The organism is Sphingobacterium phlebotomi (genome assembly GCF_008180195.1).
Taxonomy (GTDB): Bacteria; Bacteroidota; Bacteroidia; order Sphingobacteriales; family Sphingobacteriaceae; genus Sphingobacterium; species Sphingobacterium phlebotomi.
In genome coordinates, this window is sequence record NZ_VTAV01000001.1 from 800,200 (window position 1) to 825,928 (window position 25,729).

A 25,729-nucleotide genomic window follows, 5' to 3' on the forward strand; every position below is an offset into this window, starting at 1 on the left:
AGGTAGCGTTTTTTACACTCAAATCAAAATGAAATCCGCTTTTTTGAAAAGATTAGTCAGGATAATTGGATAATGTTCTAATATTCTGTACTTTCACTGTATCAATTATAATGAATTGTGATGAAAAGAAGATTACTACTAACCGTTGTAACGCTCTATTTATCCGTTCAGCAATTTTATTTATCCTTTTCATATGGGAGGAAAAGTAATGCGTTAACGTGTAAAAAGAGTTTTTTGCCGCCGGACAGTCTGGCGGACAACATCGCCAGTTGGGGCGTGTCCAAGCGTTTTACATTTGTATTTATCTTCACAGGTACAGTTTTGCTAGGGTACAGTACACTGGTAAAAAGTCAAACATGGAGCGAAAGCTCGACCGTAGAGCAAATTGTGGAACAACTTGTGGAAGAAGTGGAAGAAGAAATAGAGATCGATGAATTTCTTGAGCTTCTTCGTCATTACCATACACGACCAATTGATTTAAATAAAACGGACGAGCATGAACTGGCTAAACTCTTATTTCTATCGCCTTTGCAGATTGCCAGTCTTTTGGCACATCGCGAAGAGACGGGAAAGTTTCTTTCTGTTCTTGAACTGCAAGGGATTGCTAATTTTGATCTGCCGACTATTGAACGATTAAGTCCTTTCGTTACCGTCTCGTCCACATCTACACTGGAAGGATTAACTTTGGCGAAGCTTTATAATGATAGTGAACAGCAGCTCATGTTACGCTATGGCACCGTATTCCAGAAACAACGAGGTTATCTTATTACCGATAGTGCACGATCACGTTATCTAGGAGATGCAAATCGTTATATGCTGCGCTACCGTTTTAATTTCCGTAATCGGTTACGTTTAGCGATTAATATGGAAAAAGATGCAGGAGAGCCTTTCTTTCGGGAGAAGCAACGCTATGGTTTCGATCATTACGGGATTAGTCTGTATGTAAAGGACTTAGGTGTTTTTAAGGAACTGCTGCTGGGTAATTATGCGCTACAGATTGGTCAAGGATTGGTTATGTGGAACGGTCTGAGTTTTGGCAAGGGGGCGATGATTACGAGTAGTGCTAGGCAAGGGGCAGGCTTGCGGAGCTATACATCCATGAATGAGCATAATTATCTTTCTGGCTTTGCCACGCGCTTATCTTTTGATAATTGGGAAATTACACCTTTTGTTTCCTGGCGAAAATTATCCGGCAACCGTTCGGTGACAGAAGATGGCAGTTACATCATCAGTTCCATTTCCGCATCGGGACTACATCGAACGCCTAATGAGCTGCGTAATCGCCAGGCTATAAGCCAAGGTGTCGCCGGAATAGATATTACTTATCGTTACAAACGCTTGAAGTTGGGTGCTGTTGGTGTTTACACACAATACAACGGGACTATTGTACATGACGGTTCGCCCCGACATATGTATTCGTTTGAAGGTGATCGATTAACCAATCTAGGTATTAATTACCAATACACTTTTAGAAATGTATATCTCTTTGGAGAAACGTCTCATCAATATGGACAGGGTTGGGCGACGTTAAATGGCCTGATTGCGAGCTTGCATCCGAAAGTATCTGCATTTGTCAACTACCGAAATTACCAACGAAATTATCACGGTGTTTTTGCACAAGCATTGGGCGAGGGAAGCGCGGTTGCCAACGAGGAGGGAATTTATACGGGAATTATGTTCCATAAAAGCAGAAAATTGGAATGGGTGAGTTATATCGATGTGTTTCGCTTTCCGTGGCTGCGTTATCGGGTTGATGAACCTAGCGCGGGAATGGACATCCTTTCGCAATTTACGTATACTTGGTACAGGATAGGGCATATTTCTCTGCGTTATCGCCATCGGCTGAAGCAAGAAAACAATAGTGCTGCACCGCCCGAACGCATGGTCGTGGATGTGCTGAAAGACCAATTGCGGTTAGCATTCCAGTATAAACTGTCCGATCGATGGGAAATCCGGACAAGGACTGAGGGTCTGCGGTATGAAAAAGACGGACGCATCGATTTTGGAGGATTGGCTTATCAAGATGTATTCTGGAGACCTGCGCGCTTGCCAGTGCAAGCGAATATGCGGTTTGCCATATTTTCCACCGATTCCTATGACGCTAGGCTTTATGCGTACGAAAACGATGTGTTATATGCGAGCGGGTTTCCGATGTATAATGGGAAAGGCGGACGTGCCTATATCAATCTACGTTATAGTATAAATCGGAAAACCGATTTCTGGCTCCGTTATAGCCAGACTCACTACCTGGATGGAGAAACGGTAGGGTCGGGATTAGATCAAAGCGACGGTCCACGCCGGTCGGACATTAAGATTCAATTCCGGTATCGATGGTAGGGCAAGCTTCTTATCTGGCATCGCGGAAAGTACCGTTTGCCAGAGCTTTTCTGTTGTTCGGAACAGGTATTGTTTGCGGATATTATATACCGTTATCTACCTTGCTTTTTCAGGTTATAATCGGATGTATTATAGCTGTAATTCTATTGTTGGTGGCGATGGAGATATATAGTCGGCAATGGCGAAGTATATTCTTTCCGCCGTTTTTTTACGCCCTATTGTTCTTGTTGGGTATTGTTTGGATAGCAAGGGAACTTCCAGCACAGCACGCACAATATTTTGGCGACAAGGAAGCCGATTATTTGATAGGGATAGTGATGGACGAGCCGGTTTATGGCAAGACTGGTATTCGTTTTCCGATAGAAATTCGTCATGTTGTCCGTGCTGAAAAAGTAAGTCAGGCAACAGGGCAGATAATGCTGACTATTGCTCGGAAAAGCGAAGAATCCGACGTAATGCTATCTTATGGAGATAAATTGCTGTTCCGTAATATGGTAATGGAGGTTCGTGCGCCTTATAACCCTCAACAATTCGATTATAAACGGTATCTGGCGCATAAAAATATCTATCACCAAGCCTATATACAGGCTGCGGATATTCGACTTATTGGAAGTCATGAAGGGAATAGTATCGTGGCACATGCGTTGAGCATGCGCCAGTATCTGGTTCGGAAATTCACAAGCTTCATTGCGGACAGAGAAGCGCTGGAAGTATGCTCAGCCCTTATTTTAGGTTATCGTGCCAATTTTCAGGCGGAAACATTGGCTGCTTTTATCAATACGGGTACGGTGCATGTTTTGAGTGTGTCCGGGTTACATGTAGGTATGGTGTTCTTTCTATTGAATTTTTTGTTCGGATTTTTAGATCGGTTCTCTCATGGTAGATCCATTCGATTTGCACTGATTCTCATTTTCATCTGGGGTTATGTTTTATTAACCGGAATGGCACCATCTATTTTGCGTGCGGGCGTAATGATTTCTTTTCTATTGATAGCCGGATGGAGCCAACGATCCAACCAAAACCTCAATTCGCTTTTCGCATCGGCATGCTGCTTACTTTTATTTGACCCTTTTGTGATTTTTGATATGGGTTTTCAATTGTCCTATTTAGCCGTTTTAGGATTATTTACACTCTATCCATTACTTGACAAAGCATGCTTTATAAATAATAAGTGGATACGTACCATATGGCAGGCCGTATTGGTTTCAGTTAGTGCGCAACTTTTCACGACGCCCTTGGCACTGTATTATTTTCATCAGTTTCCCAATTATTTTTTGCTCGGAAATCTATTTGTATCGCTGCCCGCTACAGCGTTAATGTACGTAGGTATCGCATTAGCGATTTGTCCTATTTCGTTGATCAATGGTTATTTAGGAATAGGTTTAACTTATTTATGCCGTTTGCTCTTATGGGGTCTTAAAGCTATTGAGGGTTTACCTTTTGCTACGACACAAGGTATTGATTTTTCGGCAATGCAACTCGTTTTATTCCTTTTGGCTATTGTTTTTTTGCTGATCACTTGGTATGGTCTGAGCAAACAATTTTTATGGTGTACGCTCATTTCGATAGGAATAGTGTTATTTTCTACCGCTATAACCGCTATGCGATATACGTCTTATCAAGGTATCAAAATGTATAATGTCGGGCGTGAGGTTGCTATTGGGGTGATTAATCGCGGTGATGTTTCGCTTATCTCTACCTTGGATAGCGTAACGCACCCGCAGTTAGCTATGCAGGTTTTGCCAGATCTTAATCATTACGCGAGAACAGCGGAAATCACCTTTTATCAACTACAATTAAAACGAGGACAACGGATGACGATACAAACTTTTATGGGCACCTTAGGTATTATAGAAGGCGGTAAGACGAAAGAAAAACCTATGGTATGCGATATTATATTATGGCGCAATATGTCAGCTTACTATACCGCAAATGATAATGATTTGAGGGATCGTGCACTTTTGATATTTGACGGGTCGAACACCGCTAGCATTTTATCAGAGATGAAAGAGAATGCTGATGCTTTGGGATTGTCCTATTATGTCTTGAAAAATAATTTTGCTTATGTTTGGGAGAAGAATTGATGGAAAATAAAAACCTAGGTATATTAAAACAATATTGGGGTCATGAGGCCTTTCGTCCGCTGCAGGAAGATATTATAAATGCAGTGTTGCAGGGACGTGACACCTTGGCATTAATGCCTACAGGTGGAGGGAAATCTATTTGTTTTCAAGTGCCGGCACTTCAATTGGCGGGTATATGCATTGTGGTAAGCCCACTTATCGCATTGATGAAAGATCAAGTGCAGAACCTGCGGAAAAAAGGTATTGAAGCGGTTGCCATTTTCTCTGGCATGTCGCATAGAGAGGTGGATATGGCGTTAGATAATTGTGTGTATGGCCGAATTAAATTTCTTTATCTCGCCCCGGAACGACTCTATAGTGATTTGGTAAAAGAACGGATACGCTATATGAAAGTGAGCCTTTTTGCCATTGACGAAGCACACTGTATTTCGCAATGGGGGTATGATTTTCGTCCGGCTTATTTAGCGCTAGCGCAGTTAAGGGAGATTCATCCAAATGCGCCCTTTTTGGCGCTGACAGCTACAGCAACGACACGAGTCGTTGAAGACATCCAGGATAAGTTAGGGTTCGTAGGAAGACAGGTTTTTCAAAAAAGTTTCCGGAGAGAGAATTTAGCCTATATGGTATTGGCAGAGGAGGATAAGATGGGACGTATGTTGCGGATGATTCACAAGATTGGGGGGGCGGGGGTTATATACGTCCGGAATCGCCGAGAAACACAAGAAGTGGCGCAGTATTTAATCAACCATGGCATACCTGCGGATTTTTACCATGCTGGGCTTGATCCACAAACCCGTTCACAAAAGCAAGATAGCTGGATGGAAAATCGGGTGCGTGTCATTGTGGCGACCAATGCATTTGGAATGGGAATCGATAAGTCGGATGTGCGGTTTGTGCTACACTTGGATATTCCCGATTCATTGGAGGCTTATTATCAAGAAGCGGGCCGCGCAGGCCGCGACGGAAAGAAGGCCTTTCCGGTGTTGATGTATCAACAAGCCGATCGAGAAAAATTGTGGGAGAATTTTATATCTGCTTTTCCTCCCATATCGTTTATACAGCAGGTTTATCATCATTTAGGAAACTATTTTCAAATTGCATATGGCGCTGGGAAAGGACTTTTTTTTGATTTTGATCTAGTCGATTTCTGTAAACGTTATAAAATTGATATTCTCCCGACATTGAGTGCACTGAAATTTTTGGAAAGAGATGGGTGGATTGCCGCATCCGAAGCTGTTTTTATACCCTCGCGATTTAAGTTTGAGATCGATTACCAAGAATTGTATAAATTTCAGGTACAGTCGGCGAAGTATGATCCGCTTATCAAACTGATTTTGCGTACGACAGGTGGCGCTTTTGACTTTTACATAACGTTGAACGAATATGAGTTGGCAAAAAAGCTTAAAGTTTCGTATGATGTGGTGGTCGATATGTTGCGAGGACTTCAACAATTGGGGGTAGCTTCTTATCTCCCTAAAACGGATGCTCCTCAATTGGAATTTCTTCAAGCACGTGTAGATTATAAACATCTCTTTATCGATACGTCCTTTATTGATGAAAGAAAGGATATTAAAGAACAACAAATAAAAGCTATTTATACTTATCTTGACACGAAGAACTGCCGAAGTATAGCGTTGCAGACCTATTTTGGAGAAAAGGACGAGACATTTTGTGGTGTTTGTGATTTATGTCTAATGCGCCAGTATCGTGAAGATATACAGGAGAAATTACAGGAAGAAATAAAAACCGTATTATTGGCTGGTGAAAAAGACGTAAAGAGGCTTGTAGATGAATTAACACTTGGCGACGACGACACGAAGCTACACGTAATTCGATTACTTCTGGATAAACAGCAGGTTATCTTACGGGATAACTTGTATCGTTGGAATAGTGATTTTTAGGGCGGGGGTAAACCCTGCCCTAAAAATATTATTTAATCAAGCTTAGCCAAGCTTCTGCCATGAGGTTGGCGCCCGCTAGGGAAGTGTGCACACCGTCTGTTGTCCAATAATCGCCAGCACCATGGTTTGCCGCTTTATCGAATACCGATTGATAAGGTAGAAATGTTGCATTATACTCCTTTGCTATTTCCTTTGCCGCTTGTTGATAACCCAGAAAGTCGGGATACCAAGCATCTGTGACGTGCTTTACACCCTTGACCCCGAATGGTTCACCAATAATCAATTTAACTTGTGGAAGTTGTTTTAACGTCGTGTCTAACAATTGTTGGTATTGTTGTTTGTATTGTTGTGGTGTATTTTGAGCGCCCCTGTCTATCGTGCGCCAAAAATCGTTTACACCAATAAGAATGCTTAATATCGTCGGACGGAGCTGAATAGCATCGGTATCCCATCTGCTGATAAGATCTGGTACTCTATTTCCGCTGATGCCCCGATTATAAACCTGTATGTTTTTATCCGCATATTTATTTAGCAGCGTGGCGGCGGCCATCATCGCATATCCATGACCAAATGCGCTCGTATCATTTGGTTTTAAATTATCGCGTTTGCGCCCCGTATCGGTGATAGAATCACCTTGAAATAGGATGACGTCATTTTGTTCTATGCGTAACTTACCACCTTTTGCTAAGTTGTTTTCTGCCGCAAATAATGCTTTTGTGCCTACAGTGGCCGCTCCTAAGGTGAGGAGGCTTTTCGCTAAGAATTTTCTTCTGGTTTCCATATAAAATGAAGGTTTAAGAAAACCAAGTTAGGTTTTTCAAACGAATTTTTCAACCCCTTGTCGTATTATTTCACAGGCATGTTTTATTTCGCCTTCTGATATCGTAAGTGGGGGGGCTACGCGTAAGGCGGTTTCACAATGTAAATACCAATCGATCATCACACCGTGCTCAGCACAAAAGCTGCTCACCTGATACACCTGTTCAAAGGTTTCCAATTGCAGGCACATCATTAATCCCATTCCTCTAATCTCTTTTATTTTAGGATGGTTCAACTCCTCGCCAAATAAAGTAGCTTTTGTTTCCACTGTGTCCAGCAGTTTTTCATTTTGGATGACCCGTAAAGAAGCTAATGCAGCAGCACAGCTTACCGGATGCCCCCCGAAAGTAGTGATATGCCCTAGCATAGGGTTGTCTTTGATGACATCCATGATTTCTTTTCGTGCAACAAATGCGCCGAGCGGCATACCACCTCCAATACCTTTCGCTAACATCAAAATATCTGGTACGATCCCAAAATGCTCAAAAGCAAACATCTTTCCGGTTCTCCCAAAACCTGTTTGTATTTCATCAAAAATCAGAATAGCACCCGTTTCGTCACATTTTCTCCGGAGTGTCTGCATATATTCCGTAGACGGAACACGTACACCTGCCTCTCCTTGGATAGCTTCTACGATAACCGCTGCGGTTTGTTTTGTGATGATGTCTAAACTGCTTGTGTTATTGAATTGGATAAATTCTATTTCGGGAAGTAGGGGAGCATAAGCTTCTTGATATGCAGGATTGCCGATTAAACTTAAAGCCCCCTGTGTGCTACCATGGTATGCTTTTTCAGCAGCAATAATCTGCCGGCGTCCAGTGTACTTCTTTGCGATTTTCATGGACCCTTCGACAGCCTCTGCTCCACTGTTCGTGAGATAGACAGAGCCGAAAGAAGGGGGGAGAGTAGAAAGTAATTCGGTAGCAAACTGCACCTGCGGCGCTTGTACAAATTCACCGTACACAGTAACATGGAGATATTTTTCCAATTGCTGTTGGATTGCCGATAATACTTTGGGATGGCGATGTCCGATGTTACTGACGTTAAATCCGGATACGAGGTCCAAATAACGTTCACCGTTTGGCCCATATAAGTAAACGCCTTCGGCTTTTACGATTTCGAATAGACGGGGAGACGAAGACGTTTGGGCCGTATTTTTAAGAAAAAGCTCTCTGTTGCTGATCATGGATTCTCCGCAAACTCAACGGTTTCTTCTTTGTAATTCTTTGTAAAGTAATTCCCGGAAGTTCTGTTCAACTTCGAAAAATTGGGATGCTCTTGCTGACCCGATTACTTCGGCAAACTTTTTCCGATATTCCTTTTTGATATCCAATTCTTTGGCATCATAAGAGAGTACATCTCGTTTTTCAGACCTATCCGATCTATTAAAAGAGTTTACCCCTCTTGGAGATGGTGTCGTCGTACTAGCATTTTCTTTTTTCTGCGATCGAATAGCCCACACTTCTTTGCTATATTGATTATAAATCGGGAAGAAACGCTGTGCTTCAGCAGGCGTTAAGTTAAGCTCTTTCGTGATATAGGCAATTTTTTCGCTCTCAATCGCGGCAAATCGTTTGGAATCCCGAGGCTGCGCGCCCGCCGACAGTATACATAATATAACTGCACCAATTGTGACAAATAAATGTTTAAAACGTAACATTATAACGCATAATTTAAATAGTCTTCAATATCATTCTCCTTTACGTGCGTACAAATCCCTTCAGAATCATGGGGATGGGAATGGTCGATGCATTCCATGATATAAAGAATATCATGACTATCATTCAAAGCACTTAGATAATTAATGATCTCGTCATCGGGAATAGAAGACAGATGTGATTCGCTGAAACTTCCTTGAGCTTCGTTGTTGACGCTGTTGTATGAAGCAACTCCAATCACAACAGCAACACAGGCTGCTGCTACATACTGAATCCATTTGTTGAAATTCAGCCTTCGCACAATTGTTTTTTGTCTTTCTTTCCCCGCCGTTTGCGCAACAATCGTATCTTTCAGTAGTCCGGCATAATCTTCTGGAATCGTAAAGCCATCAGCAGGTACCTGCTCCTTTAGCTTATCTTCAAATATTTTAGCTTGAATATGCGCTGACAAGTTTTCGAAATAGCCCATAGGAACATCGAACACATCTTGTTTTACAACAGCTTCTAATCTTGTTTGGGCAAGAATCTTATCCGATAAATCGTCAAAGTATCCTTTAGGAACATCCCATTCTCGATGTGCAGTACCTTTATACTGCTCCATTTTGATTTGGAGTTGTATGTTGTCTGTTAATCGAGAAAAGTAGGATTCCGGTACGGAGAAACCTGTCTTTTCTGCATTTGATAAACGATCTAAACGTGCTTGAGACAGAACCGAAAAGGAGAGTTGGTCAAAATAACTTTCAGGTACCACAAAGGGATTTACACGTAATGATCCCGGTAGGTTTAAGCCATCCATTTCATCGTAATATGTGTTGTCTTCCTTCATAGTCACTTGTTTAGAGTCAAAAAGCCTGTTAGGGTTTAATCGTGTGATGTAAAAAAGTGCTCTATTTTTTTAACTGCCAGATGATAAGAGGCCTTTAATGCTCCGACACTCGTGCCTAGAATCTCTGATATTTCATCGTATTTGAGATCCTCGAAATATTTCATGTTGAATACCAACCGTTGTTTATCAGGAAGTGTCAAAAGCGCCTGTTGCAATTTCATCTGTGCTTGATCACCATTAAAATAACTTCCTTCCGTTAATGTTTCTGCCAGATAAGCAGAGCTATCGTCGTCTAACGAAAAACTCTGCTTCTGTTTTTTTCTGTTCAGAAAAGTGATGCATTCATTTGTAGCTATACGGTACAGCCAGGTATAAAGTTGGGAATCTTCTCGAAATTTTTCGAGGTTTCGCCATACTTTAATGAATACATCCTGTACGACATCGTCCGCATCATCATGATCAATAACCATTCGACGGACGTGCCAATATATTTTTTGTTGGTATTTTTTGAGCAAATAGCCAAACGCCTCTTCGCGTGTGCGTTCATCAGCAAATTTTGATATAATTAAGGCGTCTTCCATTTATTCTTCGCAACTATTTTCTAGTAATTACTTTTCTTGCTGCTGCTACGATAGAAGCTGCATTAAGTCCATACTTCTCCATAAGCTGAGCCGGCTTGCCGGATTCACCAAAGCTGTCGTTGACCGCGACAAATTCTTGTGGAGTAGGTTTCTTCGTTGCCAAAAGTTGTGCTATGCTGTCGCCCAAACCGCCTAAACGGTTGTGTTCTTCTGCTGTAACTACACAGCCTGTTTTAGTAACCGATTTCAGGACAGCTTCCTCATCTAGGGGTTTAATCGTGTGGATATTGATGATTTCGGCGTTAATGCCTAGTTTCTCCAGTTCCTCACCTGCCTGGATGGCCTCCCAAACCAAATGTCCGGTAGCAATGATAGTCACATCCGTTCCCTCGTTTAACAGGATTGCTTTACCGATTTCAAATGTTTGGTCGGCAGGGGTAAAGTTAGGTACAACCGGACGGCCAAAGCGTAAGTACGCAGGACCATGATGGTTAACCAAAGCTAAGGTAGCCGCTTTCGTCTGGTTAAAGTCGCAAGGATTGATTACAGTCATTCCAGGAAGCATCTTCATCAATCCGATGTCTTCGAGGATCTGGTGAGTAGCACCGTCTTCACCCAGTGTTAATCCGGCGTGAGAAGCACATATCTTTACGTTTTTGTCCGAGTAGGCAATGGACTGTCTAATCTGGTCGTATACACGGCCCGTTGAAAAGTTAGCAAATGTACCCGTAAAAGGAATCTTGCCACCAATAGTCAACCCAGCTGCAATGCCCATCATATTGGCTTCCGCGATTCCAATCTGGAAGAAACGCTCTGGAAACTCCTTGATAAAATCGTTCATCTTTAACGACCCGATCAAATCGGCACAGAGTGCCACCACCTGTTCATTCTGTCTTCCTGCTTCCAATAGACCAGCACCGAATCCAGAACGCGTATCTTTTGATTCTGTATATGTATATTTTTTCATTATATGCGAATTAATAATCTCCTAAGGTTTCCGCATTCTGTGCCAATGCAGACGCTAGTTGTTCGTCGTTAGGGGCAATACCATGCCATTTGTGTGAGCCCATCATAAAGTCTACCCCATTACCCATTTCGGTATGCAATAGTATCATGATAGGTTTACCTTTTCCAGAACGTGATTTAGCTTCGTCCAAACCTTGGATAACAGATGCCATATCATTTCCTTGTTCTACTTCCAACACGTCCCAGCCAAAAGCCTCCCATTTTGCGCGGAGGTTTCCTAGAGACAATACTTCTTCTGTAGCACCATCAATCTGTGCGCCATTATAATCTATAGCAGCAATGATGTTGTCCATTTTGTTGTGTGGAGCATACAAAGCAGCTTCCCACACTTGACCTTCTTGCAACTCGCCATCACCCATCAACACGTATACCAAACTATTGTCTTTATTCAGTTTCTTGGCTTGAGCAGCGCCGATAGCAACAGATAGACCTTGTCCTAATGAGCCTGACGCAATACGGATGCCTGGTAATCCTTCGTGTGTGGTAGGGTGGCCTTGGAGACGTGAGTCAATTTTTCTAAACGTGCTAAGCTCACTTACGGGGAAATATCCCGCACGAGCTAGGGTGCTATAGAAAACGGGTGAAATGTGCCCATTCGATAAGAAAAATAAATCTTCTCCAATGCCGTCCATATTAAAGGAAGGGTCATGTTTCATCGCATAGAAGTACAACGCTACAAAATAATCCGTACAGCCAAGCGAGCCTCCGGGGTGTCCCGACTGACAAGCATGTACCATACGAACAATGTCACGTCTTACCTGTGAAGCGGTCTGTTCTAGTTTGTTGATATCTGCACTCATTTTGAAATATAATGTTTCGGTTATTTTGGCTGTAAAGTTAATGATTTTTAACAGAGTAGCTGATAAAAAGCGTAACTAAAAAAGGGAAGATTGTACAATCTTCCCTTTTTCTGCTTCTTATTTTGGGTTACAGTGCTTCGGCGACTACTTCTTCTACTTCCGGTACCATTCTTTTAAGCAAGCCTTCAATCCCAGCCTTTAAGGTAATAGTCGAGGAAGGACAACCACTGCAAGAACCCCGTAGCTCCACAGTTACAACACCGTTATCAAATGATCTATAGGCAATAGCGCCCCCGTCCTGTTCTACGGCCGGGCGAACGTAGTCATGCAAAACTTGTTGTATTTTTACTTCTACTTCTGTTCCTTCAAAGTTTATCTCTTCGGAATGTTCGACTGGTTTAACGGTTAATTCCGATTCGACGGCTCCTTTGACAAAGTCTTTTAACAAAGGTTCGATATCAGACCATTCTACTCCTTCGCTTTTTGTAACAGTTACGAAATTACTCGCAAAAAAGACACCTTCGACAAAGTTAAACTTGAACAACTCTCGGGCAAAATCGGATTCTTGCGCTTTTTCCCGATCGGGGTAATCCAAACTGCCGTTAATCAATAACTTATTGACCAAAAACTTCATAGTAGAAGGATTAGGAGTTGATTCTGTATATACGTTAATTGTTGCCATATTTTTTGTAATCTATATAGTTAACAAATATACGCCAAAAATATGCCAATGCAGGTCATTTTGACGTCAAAGCTTATTTCATACGCCTGTATAATTGCTTGGAGCAATCGCTTTGATTTCTTCCTTAATTTCTTCACTTACATTCAGTCCGTCGACAAAAGCCGCAATCGTTTCTTGTGTTACATGTGTGTTGGTACGTGTTAACTCCTTTAGCGCCTCATAAGGTTTCGGGTATCCTTCTCTTCGCAATATGGTTTGGATAGCTTCCGCCACTACAGCCCAATTGTTCTCTAAATCAGCTTGGAGGGCAGATTCATTAAGAATGAGCTTTCTCAACCCCCGAAGAGTGGATTTGATGGCGATAATGGTATGCGCAAAGGGAACACCTATATTGCGTAGTACCGTCGAATCGGTCAAATCGCGTTGTAAGCGTGAAATAGGAAGCTTTGCTGCCAAATGTTCAAATAAAGCATTGGCAATACCTAAATTTCCTTCTGCATTTTCAAAATCTATAGGATTTACTTTGTGTGGCATAGCTGATGACCCAATTTGTCCTGCCGTTATTTTTTGTTTGAAATACTCCATGGAAATATATGTCCACATATCCCGACACAGGTCAATGAGTATATTATTAACACGTTTGAAGGCATCACAACTTGCTGCAAAATTGTCATAATGTTCAATTTGGGTAGTGGTTTGAGAACGGGAGAGACCCAGTTTTTCATTCACAAATTTGTTGCCGAACGCCACCCAATCCGTAGCCGGATAGGCTATATGATGTGCATTGAAATTGCCGGTAGCACCACCAAATTTTGCAGAAAGCGGTACTTGTTGTAGCAGCTCCAACTGCTTTTCTATCCGCTCAATGAAAACGTTAACCTCTTTTCCCAAGCGGGTAGGAGAAGCGGGTTGTCCATGTGTCCTTGCCAACATCGGCACGTCCTGCCATTGTTCGGCAAGTGATTTCAATTCTCCCACCAATTCCTGCATGCTTGGAAGATACGTTTGGCGCAAGGCCTCTTTCCAGGAATAGGGGATAGCGGTATTGTTTATATCTTGTGAGGTTAGTCCGAAATGGATGAATTCGAGCGAGTCGTGCAAACCTAGTTTTTCAAACTCGTTCTTTATAAAGTATTCTACTGCCTTAACATCGTGGTTAGTTACTTTCTCCGTATCTTTAATCCATTGTGCGTTTTCCAAAGAAAAGTTCTGATAAATTTGACGAAGGCGCTCATTGAGTGATCCATCAAAATGTGTTAATTGTGGAACTCCGGATTCACACAATGCGATAAAGTATTCTACTTCCACTAAAACACGGTATTTAATCAAGGCAAATTCCGAGAAATAGTTTGCGAGTTCTTTTGTATTGTTATGGTAACGTCCATCGACAGGAGAGACGGCAGTTAAGGGTGATAAGCTCATGATCACGAAAAATAAAAGTTAAAATTAAACATCTGCCTTTCGGGGCAAGATGAAACTACGGAACAAAAATAATAAAAACTCGAAAAGAAGCACTTCTAGAAAAAAAGAAAACCCACACAACTGTGTGGGTTTTGAAGTATTTTTTAATACTGTTCGGATTACTGAACGTTTTCCAAAGAATCAACGATAGAATCACCTTCAGCTCTAACTGAATCAGCTACGTTTTCTAATGAATCAGCTACGTTTTCAGTAGTGTTTTCGATGCCTTCAGTTAATGTTTCTGTAGCTTCTTCGTTTTGAGTTTGCTGACCACCACATGATGCGAAAACAATTGTGAACGCTAAACCTAAAAATCCGAATTTGAATAAATTTTTCATTTTTAATTTTCTATTTTATATTGAAACAAATTTGTTTATTACACGTTAATACCAGCAATTATAAAAGGTAACCCATATTTTTTTGTAAAAAAATAAAAACGAATTACGTTTATCTACTACGTTTTATAAAAGCTGGGGCAAATATAGTAGTGTTTTGCTGAAAAACAACAATAGAAAACATTTTTCATAAAAATAATGTTACAATTGAGAAGGAATAATCCAAATAACTGAACATGATAAAAAAGCTGAAAAATATGCTTCAACTATTGAAGCACGTAGATTTAGAACAGTTGGATGCACTGTCTAAGAAAGTCGATATTCCTACTCTTATGGCGGGGATGTCAAAAATGAGTGAGGAGCAATTGAAAGGGATGGCGAAGCTGTTAACGGGTGGTGCGAAGAAACGGGAAGCGCCTGAAATTGATGCAGATTTTTATAATATAGAGGCTAAGTTATCTGATGATGACCGAAGCCTACAGTTAAAAGTGAGAGACTTTTTAGAACGGGAAATTAAGCCTATAGTAAATAAGTACTGGCTACATGACGAATTTCCGTTTGAAATTATTCCCAAATTAGCGGAATTGAATGTATGTGGATATGTTTACGAGGGGTATGGTTGTGCGGGCGGTACTTCGTTGATGGATGGCATAATAGCTGCAGAATTTGGAAGAATAGATCCCTCTATTGCAACATTTCTGGGTGTTCAAAGCGGGCTGGCAATGGGCTCCATTTATATGTGCGGTTCAGAAGAACAAAAACAGGAATGGTTACCCAAGATGCAACGGCTGGAGAAAATCGGTGCATTTGGATTGACGGAACCGGAAGTAGGATCAGGAACAGCAGGAGGTCTGACTACTACTTGCCGTAAGACAGTCGAGGGTTGGGTATTAAATGGACAAAAGAAATGGATTGGTAATTCCACGTTCTCCGATATGACGATTATTTGGGCACGCGATGTGGATGATAACCAAGTGAAAGGGTTTATTGTACGTAAAGACAATCCGGGGTTTATGGTGGAGAAGATCAAAGGTAAGATGGCATTGCGTATTGTACAGAATGGGCTGATAACGTTGACAGACTGTTTGATTCAAGAATCGGACCGCCTGCCATTTGCGAATAGTTTTAAGGATACAGCAAAAGTATTACAAATGACGCGTGCAGGAGTGGCCTGGATGGCGGTTGGCTGTGCTCGTGGCGCTTATGAAAACGCACTGGATTATACGTTAAAACGAAAGCAATTCGGGAAACCTATCGCTTCATTTCAGTTGATTCAAAATCATTTGGTAGAAATGCTGTCCAATTTAACGGCTATGCAGACGCTTGCTTTTCGGCTGTCAGAGTTACAAGATGAAGGAAAGCTAAAGGATGAGCATGCCTCGTTGGCTAAAGTCTTTTGTACGTTACGTACACGAGACATTGTATCGAGGGCACGTGAAGTGATGGGTGGAAATGGAATCTTATTGGAATACAACGTCGCTCGTTTTTTGGCTGATGCGGAAGCGATTTACTCGTATGAAGGTACAAAAGAAATTAATTCCCTTATCGTGGGAAGAAGCATAACCGGAATAAGCGCATTTGTATAAGGAAGATATATGTTTTGGTCTCGTTTTTGTTACATAGAACAGGGATATTAATCGTATTATAAGATTAAACAAGGCTAAAATATCAAACTTATGGTTCACAAACGAATTTTATTAGGCGCATCAGCATTGCTGTTCACTTCAGTGGCTTTCGGGCAAATCAAGATTAACACGAAATCAATTGGAGCAGCTACAAAAGCTGTACAGGCTGTCACCCTCTCCAATGAGGATGTTATCAACTATACAAAAGAATATATCCAGTGGATGGATCAAAATAATCCCGTGGCACCAGACGATCATGAGTTTGCGTTACGCTTGAAAAAGCTAACGGAGAATTTGAATAGCTACGATGGTCTTGACCTAAATTTTAAAGTATATCTTGTGCGGGACGTCAATGCGTTTGCCTGTGCAGACGGAAGCGTACGCGTATGTGCTGGGTTGATGCAGGAGATGGATGATCAGGAGGTCCTTGGCGTTATCGGACATGAAATAGGACATGTGAAAAACATGGATTCGCGGGATGCGTTTAAAAATGCCTTGATGACTTCGGCGCTGAAAGACGGTGTATCTTCACAAGGAGGAACAGCGGGTGCCCTATCCAATTCGCAATTAGGCGAACTCGGCGAACAGGTGGCAAATATGAGTTTTTCACGCAAGCAGGAGAGTGCGGCGGACGACTATGGGTATAAATTTTTGAAAGATAATGGTGTGAACCCTTGGTATATGTCCATGTCTTTCGAGCGCTTACTTGAACTATCTGGAGATACTTCGGAAGGGGGCTTGACTAAAAAGCTTTTCTCCTCCCATCCCGATACTAAAAAACGTGTAGAGGAAATGGCAAAAAAAGCAGAAAAAGATGGATTCGAAAAACCATCTAAATAAAAAAAGAAAGCCCGGATGCTAATCCGGGCTTTCTTTTTTATTTCTTTTTGTTCTTTTGCTGTGCTTGTTGTTGGCGCATCATTTCTTCCATTTTTTGTTGGAAAGATGATTTTTTCGCCGCTTTCGGATTTTTCTTGTGCTCCTCAATTTTAGCTAATATTTTATCATCGTCGATAAACTGACGGATAATAAACTGTGTTAAGAGAGTCAAGACTGCTGATAAGAAATAATAATAGTTTAATCCCGCAGGGAAGCTGTTCAGCACGAAGAAGAAAATCAAAGGCATAAAGTAACCGATGTATTTCATCTGGTTGTTGGCAGCTGCTCCCGATGTAGCATTGTTATACCACGTAGTCAATAGTGTTGTCAACGTCATGAGCACACACATAAAAGAGATGTGTCCGATTCCGAAAATCGGAGAAAAAGTAATCGGTGCATCATACGTGGACAAATCTTTTACCCAAAGGAAGCTCTCGCCCCGTAGTTCAAATAGATTGGGAAAGAAGAAGAAGAAAGCAAGTGTGAAAGGCATCTGCAACAATAGGGGGAGACATCCACCTAACGGATTTACGCCAGCTTGCTTATACAGCTTCATGGTCTCCTGTTGGAGTAACATGGGGTTGTCATCACCTACTTTCTCCTTAATTTCATCAATCTGTGGCTTCAATACACGCATTTTCGCCATAGACTTGTATGACTTATACGTCAATGGAAATAGTACACCCTTCAAGATAAGTGTTAGTATTAAAATAATAATACCGTAACCCAAATGGAGGCCATCGAGAACATCGAAAATAGGTACAGTGATAAACTTGTTTATCCATCCCATAGGTCCCCAGCCCATTTTGATGATTTTTTCGAAATCATCTCCATGTGCTTTCAATATTTTATATTGGTTTGGACCAAAAAAGAAATTGAATTTGTAATGATTGTCTTTTTGGACTGAAAACTCTATATCCGCAAACGCTTTGTAGTGTTTTATAATACCGTCGTTTGAATCGAAAGATACGCTTAGCTCCGCATTGTTTAGTGGTTGGTTTGATGTTATAGCGGCAGAAAAGAAATGCTGTTTAAAAGCAATCCAACTTAATTTGTCCTCAATTTTTTCCTTGTCATCGCTGGTTTCGGAAAGGTTGTCTACATCTCCGGTAAGTTCTTTATAGAATATCGTTGACCGTTCACGTTCGGATTTTGCATTCCGTTCTTTTCGAAGCAGGGTGGTTTCCCAGTTCAATCCGATGGAGCTAGTCTTGATGTCCATGAGGTTTTGGATGCCTACCGCTTTAACCTCCAGGTCTAAATTATAATCATCACCCTTGATACTATATATATATTCTAAATATTGGGTCTCGCTATAGTTCAATCTAAAACCTATCGATTGGGCAGATTCTCCCGTAACGGAAATATCTCCACTTTGTGGTGTGAAATTCAAGTCGCTGGTATTGATGTTTTCGCCATTGGCTTTGAAAACGAAGCCAAATTGGTTTTGGCCCTCATCAATAATCATCAGCGGTTTGCCGTCATAATTTGTTTCGTTCTTTAGTTGAACAGATCTGATTTGTCCGCCTTTTGAACTTATTTTGGCGATAATTAACTCGTTTTCTAGGGTGACGATTTGCTCTTCTCCTAACCGGGAGTTACCAAACGGCTTGCTTGATATTTCGGCGGTGTCTATTGTTGTTTGCGAATTAGCGCTTAACGTGTCTGCAATAGGGAGGCCTTCTCTAACCCTTTTTAATGAATCCTGAAGCCTTTGTTCTTGTTTAAGCTCTTGCTCTGTAGGTTTCATCAAATAAAAAGAGCCTGCCAGGATTCCGAAAATCAGCACTAATCCAATGAGGGTATTTCTATCCATTTTTAATTTTTTAATTTTTCAAACTATTATATTACATGTACACCTTAATCCTTTTTATAAGCTATGGTGGCGGCTACAAAGCTAACAAAAAGTGGGTGAGGATTTGCTACAGTCGATTTTAACTCGGGATGGAATTGCCCGGCGACAAAGAATGGGTGGTTTTTCAACTCAACAATTTCTACCAATCCAGTTTCTGGGTTTTTTCCGGAGGCGATCATACCTGCTGCTTCATATTGTTTTAGATAAGCGTTATTAAACTCGTAGCGGTGTCTGTGCCGCTCAGAAATTTTTGCTTTACCATAAATAGAATAAGCTTTCGTGCCTTTTTTGATTTCGCACGCATATGCCCCCAAGCGCATAGTGCCTCCCATATTAGTAATCGATTTTTGCTCTTCCATCAAATTAATAACGGGGTGAGGTGTTTTTTCGTCCATCTCAAAGCTGTTCGCCTTTTTCAGTCCAAGCACATTCCTTCCGAATTCAATGACAGCGCATTGCATACCCAAGCAAATACCAAAGAATGGGATCTTGTTCTCTCGTACATATTTAATAGCACTCAGTTTGCCATCTAATCCACGTTCGCCGAAGCCAGGGGCGACCAAAACACCGGAAAGATCTTTCAATTTCTCGACTACGTTTTCGTCATTTATGCTTTCTGCGGCAATGTACTTAACTTTTACCTTGGTCTCATTCATCGCACCTGCATGTATAAAAGCCTCCGTGATCGATTTGTAAGCGTCGGGAAGTTCAACATATTTGCCGACTAGGCCTATGCATACCTCACTTGTTGGATTTTTGAGTTTACCTAGGAACGTTTTCCAGTTTTCTAAATCCGGTTCGTTCTTGTTAGATAACTTCAGTTTTGCTAAAGCTGTTTTATCCAATTGCTCTTTGAGCATATTCAACGGGACATCGTATATGGTCGGCGCATCGATGGATTCGACTACTGCATTGATGTTGACGTTACAGAATTGAGCGAGTTTTTTTCTGATTTCATGTGTTAATTTATGTTCTGTACGGCACACGAGAATATCGGGCTGTATACCGTATTCCAAAAGTGTTTTTACAGAATGCTGTGTGGGTTTAGTCTTTAATTCCCCCGCAGCGGCTAAATAAGGTACAAGCGTGAGGTGTATTACCAGCGAATCACTGTTGCCGAGTTCCCAACGCAATTGTCTTACCGCTTCAATGAAGGGAAGTGATTCTATATCGCCTACGGTGCCACCTAATTCGGTGATAACGATGTCATATTCTCCCGTTTGTCCTAAGAGCTGCATCCGGCGCTTGATCTCATCGGTGATATGGGGTACGACTTGCACTGTTTTACCTAAATAGGCTCCCGCACGTTCTTGGTCGATAACATGTTGGTAGATTCTTCCTGTGGTGACATTGTTGGCTTGTGAAGTAGGAACATTTAAGAACCTTTCGTAATGACCTAAGTCCAGATCGGTTTCCGCTCCATCTTCGGTTACATAGCATTCTCCATGTTCGTATGGGTTTAACGTTCCCGGATCGATATTAATGTAGGGGTCAAACTTTTGGATGGTCACTTTAAGCCCCCGTGCCTGAAGGAGTTTAGCCAAGGAAGCAGCTATAATGCCTTTTCCTAACGACGAGGTTACGCCGCCCGTAACGAAGATATATTTACTCATAGCAATAATGGAATTTCAACTATTTTAAGCCTTAAACGTGGCTTTAAATCTGCTTTATGTACGGGATACAAAGATAAGTTTTTTTCCGATACTAACCGAAATTAAAGCATAAAAAACCCTTAAATGTTAGTTGTGCCGTTGCGTTCGGCATATGGTGGGGTAAGGATTGGACGGGGTACAAAAAAAGCCACTACTGATGTAGAGGCTTTTTTTATGTCTGAAGCAGCGGTGTTATTTTATTATACACGTTTTGCTTTGATACGTGCAGCTTTACCGGTAAGCGCGCGTAAATAGAATAATTTAGCACGACGAACTTTACCAACACTATTAACGTCTATTTTTTGAATGTTAGGTGAATTTACAGGGAAAATACGTTCAACACCTACGCCGTTAGAGATTTTACGAACGGTAAAAGTAGCATTAACGCCTTCGCTGTTTAACTGGATAACTACACCTTGGTACACCTGAACACGCTCTTTATTTCCTTCGCGAATTTTATAATGAACGCTAATGGTATCTCCGGCTTTGAAAGCGGGGATTTCATTTTTCACTACCGCTTGTTCTTCTACAAATTTTACTAAATCCATGATTTCGAGTAATTATTAAACGATTTTATATCCTGCAAAAATCGGAATGCAATATTACAGCTTTTATTTTGAATAAAAAAATACTTTTTAAAAAACCTAATACATGCTTATTTATATGCATAAGCGGATGCAAAGGTAAAGAAAAATATTTTATTTTCTACTGCGATTTTTTCTTTCAACATGTTATAGAGGAATCAGAAGTATGTCCGTATTTTACTAATACGTATAGAGTGGTTGGGAATATTCAGGGAGATTTCTGAGGCAATAAAAAGGGAAATGTGATTATCATACAATTAATGAGGTGTTTAGGAAATATTGTTAAATAAAGTATTGACAACAATCAAATTTGCCGTATATTTGTGCCACAGAAAAAATAAGTGATACCTTTTCGGGGTGTAGCGTAGCCCGGTATCGCGCCACATTTGGGATGTGGAGGTCGTAGGTTCGAATCCTGCCACCCCGACAACACTTACACTAAGTAAGGTCAAAAACCCTCAAATTCTATGAATTTGAGGGTTTTTTGTTTTATATTATATCAGGAAACCCCAATAAATATCAATCTAAATGTGAGTTAAACGGTGAGTCTTTTTAAGTTTTATATTTACTCACCGGATAGCTTATAAATAACTGTAAATCATTTATTTACAACATTTATTTTGATGCTATTTATTATTGTTTGACTTCTTTACTGCATCATATCCAATAGTTGGATTGAGAGAACTGCACTAAAGTGTATCAGTTGAACATAAAATAAATGGATATGAAGAGTAAAAACACTTTTGGGATTCAATTCGTGTTACGGTTGCCCAAGAACAAGAAAGACGAAATGGCCACTGTTTATGCAAGGATTACAGTAAACGGCCGTAGAACTGAAATTTCCCTAAAAAGCAAAGTATCGATCAACAATTGGGACGAAGTAAAAGGAAGAGCAAAAGGAAAACGCCAAGAAATCGTAAAGCTGAACAGCCACATGGAGCAGGTACGCTCCCTTATTTTCGATTGTTATCACCAGTTGGTGCAGCAAAATAAAACCGTTACCATTGAAGCGGTTAAATCTGTCTACCTAGGCGAGGACATAGAGGAAACAATGACTCTTCTAAAGCTAGTGGAATACCATAAACAAGTGGCAGTAAGTAAACTTGCCCCCGGTACCATGAAAAATTATTATACCACCGAAACCTATATTCAAAAATTTATAAAACAAAAATATGGAAAAAAAGACATACCGTTGGATGAACTGAACTATCGGTTCATTTTGGATTTTGAAAACTTCCTTAATGACTACAAACCTAAAGATCATCATAAGCCCATAAATAATAATGGGGTGATGAAACATATGGAACGTTTGCGGAAGATGGTCAATTTGGCTGTTACGATGGATTGGCTGGTTAGGGATCCATTTGCCAAATACAAACTTCGGTTTGAAAAGGTAGAAAGAGGCCATTTGTCAAAAGAGGAGCTAACTGTTTTGCTTAATAAATCCTTTTCAATAGAGCGTCTGCAATCCGTGTCGGACATGTTCATTTTTAGTTGCTATACAGGTCTTGCTTACATCGACATTTTTAACCTGACCCCCGAAAATATTTCAAAAGGAATCGACGGAAAAGATTGGTTGACGACAAAAAGACAAAAGACCGATACAACGGTTCGAGTTCCTTTGCTGCCCGAGGCTTCAGATCTTCTTAAGAAGTACAGAGGGCATCCGGTAGCTGAGGCGAATGGAACGATCTTCCCTGTCATATCCAACCAGCGAATGAACGGTTATTTAAAAGAGATCGCAGAAATTTGCGGCATCAATAAAAATTTAACGTTCCATCTCGCAAGGCATACTTTTGCTACAACGGTGACATTAAGCAATGGTGTGCCAATTGAATCGGTGAGTAAAATGCTTGGCCATACATCTATACGTACCACCCAAATTTATGCTAAGGTGTTGGAACATAAGCTAAGTGAGGATATGCACAAGTTAGAGGTTAGAATGGCTTCCCAGGATTAGATACTTCTAGGTCATTATTGAAATGAAACGAGGTAAGGTTGTAATTTTAATGGATGCAATACTATATGTGTGCCTTTGGACGCCAAATGCAACCACTGACTGCCATGTTGATCAAATTCGTAGATACTTTTGGTTCATTTGTATCCGTAAAGACAGAAAAGACCATAAATCAATTCTGTTCTAGAGGAGAGAATTTAGAAACATTAAAAAGCAGCGCAAATGAAAGTAGAACTTATCACTAAAGAAGACTTAGATAGCTTTAAAAAGGAACTTCTTGAAGAAATCAGGAGAAATAGACCACATCCGAGAAAAGCCGAAAAGGAGCCTCGGGAATGGCTCAAGAGTTACGAGATCCGAGAATTATTGGGGATTTCAGCGGGGACACTCCAAAACCTTCGGCTAAACGGAACGTTACCCTTCACGAAAATCGGTGGATTGATGTATTATCGGTATGAAGATATCCGGAAACTAATGGATGGTGTTGATGGGAGTTAGGGATTAAAATATTAAAAAATAAATGATAGCAAGCAGGATTTGACGATCCTGCTTTTTTTTTGCCCGTACTTTTTGCAGCCAAAGCACATTTACCTCCCATAGCAATATCCTCGCAGTAAAAGAGCTTTCCGGCTATTTCTGAAACAGAAATTTTTAAAAAAAACCTCTCCGCTATTCCCATTTTCAGATATTTTTAAAATCCCTGTTCTGTGGTTTTGAGAACCACACCTTAAGAAAACATTTATCAATCCGACGAATTGGAAGTATTATTTCAATTCAAAACAGACCATTTTCTAATGCAATTTTCTCGGCTTCCACATTTCTTTTATTCAAAGAAGCCTGTATGCACTATTGTCCCATTTCAAGAGCAAAGGTATTTCCGTGTTCTTAACACCGCCAAAAGGTCAAGCAAGTTTGAAAAAAAATCTCCACCCGCTGGGTAGTATTTATTTTTCAAAACCTTGTGTCGGCTAAACACGAACCTTTTATGCTCGTGAAACGAAACATAGCATACTCCGGCTCTTTGGACGAATAAAAAAAATGTCAGTTATGAAAATTATAAGCATTAAAAATGGTAATGAAACGAAACAGCACCTCCTCTCATTACCGAATAAATCAGAAAAATTAAATCAAATATCAATCACTAAAAATCAGCGAAAATGAACATCACAGGCAGACTGACAAGAAATGCGGAAGTACGCACATTGTCGAACGAAAAACAGGTGGTAAACTTTTCAGTAGCGGTAAACGACAGCTACCGTAACAAACAGGGCGAACGAGTAGAGCAAACCACCTACTTCGATTGTGCCTACTGGATAACTCCAAACGTGGCAAGGCTACTGACAAAAGGCACTTTGGTAGAACTCACAGGGCGTGTAAGTCCGAGAGCGTGGGTAAACAAAGACGGAGAACCAAGAGCAGGACTTAATTTCCATACCTCACAAATCAAATTGCACGGAGGTAGCAATAGAGCCGAAACCGTACAGGTTACTGCAAAAGCAGAAAACAACAGCATTGCAGGAATATCAACCGAGGACGACCTCCCATTTTAACAACGAATATTCAATCGTTTTTCAACATCAAAATTTTAGCATTATGGCACATAACATCAATTACAACGAGAAAACAGGACGTTATTCATTCTTTAGCGTTCAGCAAAAAGCGTGGCACGGTCTGGGGCAAATCGTAGAGCAGTACCCCACAAGCGAGGAAGCTATCCGACACGCAGGGTTAGATTACGAGGTAGTCAAATCCCCTCTGTTTACCAAAGGTTCGGGCATTACCGAAACCGCAGACGGTATCGAGATAGGCAGTAACGAACTGGAAGTACCTAACTGTTTCGCCAACATACGCACCGATAACAATGCCGTATTGGGCGTAGTGGGTAAAGATTACCACATCGTACAAAACCGTGAAGCGTTCAGTTTCTTTGATGCTATCGTAGGAGGTGGCGAGGGTATTCTGTACGAAACCGCAGGGGCATTGGGCAAAGGCGAACGCATTTTTATCACAGCCAAATTGCCCGACTATATCCGTGTAGGCAATGGCGATGATGTTACGGAAAAATACATCTTCCTTACCACAAGCCACGACGGAAGCGGAAGTATTACCGCAGCGTTTACGCCTATCCGTATCGTTTGCCAAAACACCCTTAACGCTTCATTGCGGAATATGACCAATGTAGTCCGTATCAAGCACACATCGGGAGCAAAACAGCGTATCGAGAATGCACACAGGATAATGGGGTTAGCCAACACATTGAGCGACCAGCTACAGGGTATTTTCAATGACTGGACAACGATAAGGGCAACAGACCAAGAGGTCAGAAAGCTAATCCAATTGGCACTATGCCCGAACAAAGAAACCCTTGAGCTCATCAAAAAAGGTGCTGAAGACGAAATATCAACAATGTTTAAAAATGCCGTGAACGATGCGTTTGCCTATGCAATGACGAGTGATACGCAACAAATGGACACTACAAAAGGCACATTGTTCGGAGCATACAATGCTGTTACAGGCTACTTCCAAAATGTACGCAATTACAGGGATGACGAAGCCAAGTTACAGAGTATTGTATTGGGTGGAACGGCTCAAATGAAAGGACAAAAAGCATTTGACCTATGTACAGCCTTTGCGACAGACGGTGCGGAAATCCTAAACCTCAATTAG

The 25,729-nt window shown here is 41.1% G+C and carries 22 protein-coding genes and 1 tRNA gene; 10 read left to right on the plus strand and 13 right to left on the minus strand.

Going from position 1 to position 25,729, the window contains the following annotated elements:
- Positions 1-120: 120 nt before the first annotated feature.
- The 3 genes from FXV77_RS02980 to FXV77_RS02990 are packed head-to-tail and all read left to right on the plus strand — an operon-like array spanning position 121 to position 6,322.
- Entirely contained in the window at positions 121-2,337 is a 2,217-nt protein-coding gene (locus FXV77_RS02980) for a ComEA family DNA-binding protein (protein ID WP_148917722.1), read from the plus strand.
- On the plus strand, positions 2,331-4,421 hold the full coding sequence (locus FXV77_RS02985) for a ComEC/Rec2 family competence protein (protein ID WP_148917723.1): 2,091 nt from the start codon (positions 2,331-2,333) through the stop codon (positions 4,419-4,421). Before FXV77_RS02980 ends, FXV77_RS02985 begins: the two co-directional genes overlap by 7 nt.
- Positions 4,421-6,322, plus strand: a complete 1,902-nt coding sequence (locus FXV77_RS02990; RefSeq protein WP_148917724.1) for a RecQ family ATP-dependent DNA helicase — start codon at positions 4,421-4,423, stop codon at positions 6,320-6,322. Before FXV77_RS02985 ends, FXV77_RS02990 begins: the two co-directional genes overlap by 1 nt.
- Before the next feature lie 28 nt (positions 6,323-6,350).
- Here FXV77_RS02990 and FXV77_RS02995 read toward each other — a convergent pair whose 3' ends face one another.
- The 10 genes from FXV77_RS02995 to FXV77_RS03040 form a co-directional block, all read right to left on the minus strand.
- The gene (locus FXV77_RS02995) at positions 6,351-7,103 is read right to left on the minus strand and encodes an SGNH/GDSL hydrolase family protein (RefSeq protein WP_148917725.1); all 753 of its coding nucleotides are present in this window, start codon (positions 7,101-7,103) and stop codon (positions 6,351-6,353) included.
- A 36-nt stretch (positions 7,104-7,139) separates the two neighbouring features.
- Positions 7,140-8,327, minus strand: coding sequence for an aspartate aminotransferase family protein (locus tag FXV77_RS03000; RefSeq protein WP_148917726.1), 1,188 nt, complete (start codon positions 8,325-8,327; stop codon positions 7,140-7,142).
- Between the two features lie 15 nt (positions 8,328-8,342).
- Positions 8,343-8,801, minus strand: coding sequence for a hypothetical protein (locus tag FXV77_RS03005; protein ID WP_148917727.1), 459 nt, complete (start codon positions 8,799-8,801; stop codon positions 8,343-8,345).
- A complete protein-coding gene (locus tag FXV77_RS03010; RefSeq protein WP_148917728.1) occupies positions 8,801-9,625 on the minus strand; it encodes a hypothetical protein in 825 nt (274 codons plus the stop codon). The genes FXV77_RS03005 and FXV77_RS03010 overlap by 1 nt, the downstream gene beginning before the upstream one ends.
- 35 nt (positions 9,626-9,660) lie before the next feature.
- A complete protein-coding gene (locus FXV77_RS03015; RefSeq protein ID WP_148917729.1) occupies positions 9,661-10,206 on the minus strand; it encodes an RNA polymerase sigma factor in 546 nt (181 codons plus the stop codon).
- Positions 10,207-10,219: 13 nt separating this feature from the next.
- Positions 10,220-11,173, minus strand: a complete 954-nt coding sequence (locus tag FXV77_RS03020; RefSeq protein WP_148917730.1) for a transketolase family protein — start codon at positions 11,171-11,173, stop codon at positions 10,220-10,222.
- Between the two features lie 10 nt (positions 11,174-11,183).
- Positions 11,184-12,032, minus strand: a complete 849-nt coding sequence (locus FXV77_RS03025; protein WP_148917731.1) for a transketolase — start codon at positions 12,030-12,032, stop codon at positions 11,184-11,186.
- Positions 12,033-12,159: 127 nt separating this feature from the next.
- Positions 12,160-12,714 (minus strand): NifU family protein, encoded by a 555-nt coding sequence (locus tag FXV77_RS03030; protein WP_148917732.1) that lies wholly within the window; start codon positions 12,712-12,714, stop codon positions 12,160-12,162.
- A gap of 78 nt (positions 12,715-12,792) precedes the next feature.
- Positions 12,793-14,136 (minus strand): adenylosuccinate lyase, encoded by a 1,344-nt coding sequence (gene purB / locus FXV77_RS03035; RefSeq protein WP_148917733.1) that lies wholly within the window; start codon positions 14,134-14,136, stop codon positions 12,793-12,795.
- Between the two features lie 158 nt (positions 14,137-14,294).
- Positions 14,295-14,513, minus strand: a complete 219-nt coding sequence (locus FXV77_RS03040) for a hypothetical protein (RefSeq protein ID WP_148917734.1) — start codon at positions 14,511-14,513, stop codon at positions 14,295-14,297.
- Positions 14,514-14,746: 233 nt separating this feature from the next.
- Between FXV77_RS03040 and FXV77_RS03045 the strand changes: the two genes are divergently transcribed.
- The gene (locus tag FXV77_RS03045) at positions 14,747-16,096 is read left to right on the plus strand and encodes an acyl-CoA dehydrogenase family protein (RefSeq protein WP_148917735.1); all 1,350 of its coding nucleotides are present in this window, start codon (positions 14,747-14,749) and stop codon (positions 16,094-16,096) included.
- A 90-nt stretch (positions 16,097-16,186) separates the two neighbouring features.
- Positions 16,187-16,975 carry a M48 family metallopeptidase gene (locus FXV77_RS03050; protein ID WP_148917736.1) on the plus strand — a complete coding sequence of 263 codons (789 nt, stop codon included), beginning with the start codon at positions 16,187-16,189 and terminating at the stop codon, positions 16,973-16,975.
- A gap of 37 nt (positions 16,976-17,012) precedes the next feature.
- On the opposite strand, the gene yidC is transcribed toward FXV77_RS03050, so the two are convergent.
- The 3 genes from yidC to rplS all read right to left on the minus strand — a co-directional run bounded on the left by yidC (position 17,013) and on the right by rplS (position 21,069).
- A complete protein-coding gene (gene yidC, locus FXV77_RS03055) occupies positions 17,013-18,830 on the minus strand; it encodes a membrane protein insertase YidC (RefSeq protein WP_148917737.1) in 1,818 nt (605 codons plus the stop codon).
- 44 nt (positions 18,831-18,874) lie between these two features.
- Positions 18,875-20,482, minus strand: coding sequence for a CTP synthase (locus tag FXV77_RS03060; RefSeq protein WP_148917738.1), 1,608 nt, complete (start codon positions 20,480-20,482; stop codon positions 18,875-18,877).
- 239 nt (positions 20,483-20,721) lie between these two features.
- Positions 20,722-21,069 carry a 50S ribosomal protein L19 gene (gene rplS, locus FXV77_RS03065; RefSeq protein WP_148917739.1) on the minus strand — a complete coding sequence of 116 codons (348 nt, stop codon included), beginning with the start codon at positions 21,067-21,069 and terminating at the stop codon, positions 20,722-20,724.
- A 389-nt stretch (positions 21,070-21,458) separates the two neighbouring features.
- Here rplS and FXV77_RS03070 point away from each other — a divergent pair.
- The 5 genes from FXV77_RS03070 to FXV77_RS03090 all read left to right on the plus strand — a co-directional run bounded on the left by FXV77_RS03070 (position 21,459) and on the right by FXV77_RS03090 (position 25,729).
- Positions 21,459-21,532: transfer RNA gene (locus tag FXV77_RS03070), tRNA-Pro, on the plus strand.
- 297 nt (positions 21,533-21,829) lie between these two features.
- Positions 21,830-23,065 carry a site-specific integrase gene (locus FXV77_RS03075; RefSeq protein WP_037459845.1) on the plus strand — a complete coding sequence of 412 codons (1,236 nt, stop codon included), beginning with the start codon at positions 21,830-21,832 and terminating at the stop codon, positions 23,063-23,065.
- A 219-nt stretch (positions 23,066-23,284) separates the two neighbouring features.
- On the plus strand, positions 23,285-23,560 hold the full coding sequence (locus FXV77_RS03080; RefSeq protein ID WP_002993139.1) for a helix-turn-helix domain-containing protein: 276 nt from the start codon (positions 23,285-23,287) through the stop codon (positions 23,558-23,560).
- Positions 23,561-24,219: 659 nt separating this feature from the next.
- The gene (locus FXV77_RS03085; RefSeq protein WP_002993142.1) at positions 24,220-24,612 is read left to right on the plus strand and encodes a single-stranded DNA-binding protein; all 393 of its coding nucleotides are present in this window, start codon (positions 24,220-24,222) and stop codon (positions 24,610-24,612) included.
- A gap of 43 nt (positions 24,613-24,655) precedes the next feature.
- Positions 24,656-25,729, plus strand: coding sequence for a DUF932 domain-containing protein (locus FXV77_RS03090; protein WP_002993143.1), 1,074 nt, complete (start codon positions 24,656-24,658; stop codon positions 25,727-25,729).

Coding starts and splice junctions, on each gene's coding strand:
- FXV77_RS02980 (WP_148917722.1), top strand. CDS start 121: ATGAAAAGAAGATTACTACTAACCGTTGTAACGCTCTATTTATCCGTT.
- FXV77_RS02985 (WP_148917723.1), top strand. CDS start 2,331: ATGGTAGGGCAAGCTTCTTATCTGGCATCGCGGAAAGTACCGTTTGCC.
- FXV77_RS02990 (WP_148917724.1), top strand. CDS start 4,421: ATGGAAAATAAAAACCTAGGTATATTAAAACAATATTGGGGTCATGAG.
- FXV77_RS02995 (WP_148917725.1), bottom strand. CDS start 7,103: ATGGAAACCAGAAGAAAATTCTTAGCGAAAAGCCTCCTCACCTTAGGA.
- FXV77_RS03000 (WP_148917726.1), bottom strand. CDS start 8,327: ATGATCAGCAACAGAGAGCTTTTTCTTAAAAATACGGCCCAAACGTCT.
- FXV77_RS03005 (WP_148917727.1), bottom strand. CDS start 8,801: ATGTTACGTTTTAAACATTTATTTGTCACAATTGGTGCAGTTATATTA.
- FXV77_RS03010 (WP_148917728.1), bottom strand. CDS start 9,625: ATGAAGGAAGACAACACATATTACGATGAAATGGATGGCTTAAACCTA.
- FXV77_RS03015 (WP_148917729.1), bottom strand. CDS start 10,206: ATGGAAGACGCCTTAATTATATCAAAATTTGCTGATGAACGCACACGC.
- FXV77_RS03020 (WP_148917730.1), bottom strand. CDS start 11,173: ATGAAAAAATATACATATACAGAATCAAAAGATACGCGTTCTGGATTC.
- FXV77_RS03025 (WP_148917731.1), bottom strand. CDS start 12,032: ATGAGTGCAGATATCAACAAACTAGAACAGACCGCTTCACAGGTAAGA.
- FXV77_RS03030 (WP_148917732.1), bottom strand. CDS start 12,714: ATGGCAACAATTAACGTATATACAGAATCAACTCCTAATCCTTCTACT.
- purB (WP_148917733.1), bottom strand. CDS start 14,136: ATGAGCTTATCACCCTTAACTGCCGTCTCTCCTGTCGATGGACGTTAC.
- FXV77_RS03040 (WP_148917734.1), bottom strand. CDS start 14,513: ATGAAAAATTTATTCAAATTCGGATTTTTAGGTTTAGCGTTCACAATT.
- FXV77_RS03045 (WP_148917735.1), top strand. CDS start 14,747: ATGATAAAAAAGCTGAAAAATATGCTTCAACTATTGAAGCACGTAGAT.
- FXV77_RS03050 (WP_148917736.1), top strand. CDS start 16,187: ATGGTTCACAAACGAATTTTATTAGGCGCATCAGCATTGCTGTTCACT.
- yidC (WP_148917737.1), bottom strand. CDS start 18,830: ATGGATAGAAATACCCTCATTGGATTAGTGCTGATTTTCGGAATCCTG.
- FXV77_RS03060 (WP_148917738.1), bottom strand. CDS start 20,482: ATGAGTAAATATATCTTCGTTACGGGCGGCGTAACCTCGTCGTTAGGA.
- rplS (WP_148917739.1), bottom strand. CDS start 21,069: ATGGATTTAGTAAAATTTGTAGAAGAACAAGCGGTAGTGAAAAATGAA.
- FXV77_RS03075 (WP_037459845.1), top strand. CDS start 21,830: ATGAAGAGTAAAAACACTTTTGGGATTCAATTCGTGTTACGGTTGCCC.
- FXV77_RS03080 (WP_002993139.1), top strand. CDS start 23,285: ATGAAAGTAGAACTTATCACTAAAGAAGACTTAGATAGCTTTAAAAAG.
- FXV77_RS03085 (WP_002993142.1), top strand. CDS start 24,220: ATGAACATCACAGGCAGACTGACAAGAAATGCGGAAGTACGCACATTG.
- FXV77_RS03090 (WP_002993143.1), top strand. CDS start 24,656: ATGGCACATAACATCAATTACAACGAGAAAACAGGACGTTATTCATTC.